2 protein-coding genes are annotated in these 2,265 nt (G+C 62.5%); one reads left to right on the forward strand and one right to left on the reverse strand.

The window, feature by feature from the left end; genetic code table 11:
- Positions 1-488, reverse strand: a 488-nt coding sequence (locus JOZ76_RS33675; protein ID WP_291705698.1) for an aminotransferase class I/II-fold pyridoxal phosphate-dependent enzyme, incomplete at its 3' end; no start/stop codon positions are given.
- 490 nt (positions 489-978) lie between these two features.
- Here JOZ76_RS33675 and JOZ76_RS33680 point away from each other — a divergent pair.
- Positions 979-1,935, forward strand: coding sequence for a phosphatase PAP2 family protein (locus JOZ76_RS33680; protein ID WP_291705699.1), 957 nt, complete (start codon positions 979-981; stop codon positions 1,933-1,935).
- The last annotated feature ends 330 nt before the right edge of the window (positions 1,936-2,265 follow it).

A 2,265-nucleotide genomic window follows, 5' to 3' on the forward strand; every position in this document is an offset into this window, starting at 1 on the left:
GGCGTGATCGCCTTTTCCAGATCCGCCGGCTGCAGCTTGAAGCCATGCTCGGCCGTGCACACGATTGCGACCGGCTCGCCGCCCGCGAGCGCCACCATCTCCGGATAGCTGACCCAATAGGGAGCTGGAATGATGACCTCGTCGCCCCGATTGATGGTCGCCATCAGCGCGTTGTACAGCACCTGCTTGCCGCCGGTGCCGACAATGATCTGGTTCGGCTTGTAGGAGAGGCCATTCTCGCGCTGGAATTTGGCGGCGATCGCCTCCTTCAGCTCCGGAATGCCGTCGACCGCGGTATACTTGGTCTTGCCGGCTTCGATGGCGTGGATCGCTGCGAGCTTGATGTTGGCCGGCGTGTCGAAATCCGGCTCGCCCGCGCCAAGGCCGATGACGTTGCGGCCCGCCGCCTTCAGCACGCGTGCTTTGTCCGTGACCGCGATGGTCGCGGACGGTTTGACACGGTCGAGCGCGGCGGACAGGAAAGGCATCATCGGCTCCTTTTGGGCAGGCGTCGTGAGCCGGAAAACGCCCACGACTCCGTTTGGGGGAAACGAGTTAACCCTAGAGCGAGCGACGCTGCATCGCAAGAAACTTCGGCGAATACCTCATGCCCGCTCTCCGAAGTCCCGCCCTTCCGTTGCCGCGGATCGCTGGCGCCGTGCCAAGTCGGGGGAACGTCAAGGGCCAGGCGGGCCAACGCTGCGCGGAACTGGCTCATATTCGGCAGAGGCCGATCGTGGCGGAGCTGACGTCGTGGGACATCCGTGCTTCCTGCCCTGCCCCGCTCGGCTCGGACCGGCGCAAATGACCGCTGGCTCGCAATCACAGATTGCGTCATTTGCCATTTGCCTCCACGTATTAATCTTCTGCCAAGATCTGCATTGCTAGAGGTATCCAGAAACCTGCGCGCGAGTTTCTGGAGACCGTGTCATGCCAACGAGCCAACACCCGCTGCTTTCTATGATTTCAGCGGTCTGGATGACGATCGGAATCATCGCACTCGTGGTCCTGGCCTTCGGGCTCTTCGGACCATTTGAACTCGAATGGCGAACGTTCATCGTGCCGGCCTGCGCCACCGCGCTGCTGGCCGGCGGCGGCTGGTACTACCGTGCGATCCGCCGCGAGGAACGGCTCGGCGCGATTTTAAGCTCGACCGGCCAGATCATAGGTTTCGCAATGGTGGCCGCCCCCCTGTCCTATCTGGCGGCCGTGCCCGCCTTTCCCCTGCAGGACGCCATGCTGAACGGGCTGGATCGACGGCTCGGCATCGATTGGGTGTCGATGATATCCTTCATTTCGCAGCACAGCGGGCTGCAACACGTCCTGCTGCCTGCCTATGGGAGCTTCTCCGTCCAAACCATCACGACCGTGCTGATCCTCGGGATGACCGGGCGCCTGGTTCGGCTTAACGCTTTCGTCCACGCCTTCATCGCGATCACCCTCATTGCCATCGTGGTTTCCATCCCGTGTCCGGCCACGGGGCCATGGCTCCTTCTCGACCTTGACCCTGCGACAGAAAATGGTTTCCTGCCGGCGTCTGCGACGAGTTGGCCGGTCTTTCTGGGTCTCCGCGATGGAACCTTGAGTGCCGTTCAGGGCCTTCATTCGGAAGGGATCATTACATTTCCAAGCCTGCACGCTGCGCTGGGCATCCTGTTCTCGGTCGCAGTCTGGCCCGTCAAAAGGCTCCGCTGGAGCGTGTTCGGACTGAATGGCCTCATGCTCCTGGCCACGCCAGCCTATGGCAGCCATTATGTCGTCGACGTCATCGCCGGAATTCTGCTTGCGGCTGTCTGCTGGACTGCGATTGCGCGCCAGCTCGGCGCGACACCCATGACGTTGGGGCTTGCTGCAATCGATTCGCCGCCACTTGCACCAGACAGGCTGCTCAAGCCGGCCCAGCATACCTTGTCGCGAGAGGTCGAATCGGTCTGAGACGGGCCTAGTCCGCGGTCCGGATGCTCCCGCCATCGCAGCGCAGCGGGCGGGCGGTCATGAGCTGGCCGACGTCAGGCGCAGCCAGGGGGATTTTAGGGAACGTTAAAGGGCCGCGGATAGCCTTGCCGTAAATATTCATCAATTCTGCGGCGACATGACTCCTATCTGGCGCGCCCTCCAATCTGGCCGGTGGCTGACGGCGTCGCGGATCCGCGGCTACAGCCTGATCCTGCTCGTCCTTGGCATCGTGACTGCCGTGGCGTGGGTTGCGCTGTCTGATCGAATGCTCGATCGCAACGGCAAGCCGATCGGCACCGATTTCTCCAA

Source organism: Bradyrhizobium sp. (genome assembly GCF_019244115.1).
Taxonomy (GTDB): Bacteria; Pseudomonadota; Alphaproteobacteria; order Rhizobiales; family Xanthobacteraceae; genus Bradyrhizobium.

Bases quoted from the DNA above. Each gene is read 5' to 3' on its own strand.
- JOZ76_RS33680 (WP_291705699.1), top strand. From the start codon at position 979: ATGACGATCGGAATCATCGCACTCGTGGTCCTGGCCTTCGGGCTCTTC.